The sequence below is a fragment of the Bacillus sp. EKM208B genome, assembly GCF_011800725.1.
Lineage (GTDB): Bacteria > Bacillota > Bacilli > Bacillales > Bacillaceae > Bacillus > Bacillus velezensis.
The window spans coordinates 1-232 of the sequence record NZ_JAANHO010000061.1 but is presented as its reverse complement, the minus strand read 5'-3'; the positions used below and the strand labels follow the sequence as shown (position 1 = coordinate 232).

Sequence of the window (232 nt, the reverse complement as noted above, 5' to 3'; positions counted from 1 at the left end):
GGGAAACCCCCGACTACCATCGGCGCTGAAGAGCTTAACTTCCGTGTTCGGCATGGGAACGGGTGTGACCTCTTCGCCATCATCACCAGACGTTTTAGTGACATGTATTATTATACTATGTATTTCAGAAAAAGCAAGAGTTTTTTTGAAAAAAATTCTCTCAAAACTAGATAACAGTAAGCATACATTCAAATTGGTTAAGTCCTCGATCGATTAGTATCTGTCAGCTCCA

The 232-nt window shown here is 40.9% G+C and carries 1 rRNA gene; it reads right to left on the bottom strand.

The features are described from left to right. A 5S ribosomal RNA gene (gene rrf, locus G9F75_RS19875) occupies positions 1-90 on the bottom strand; the annotation flags it as partial. Positions 91-232: the final 142 nt, after the last annotated feature.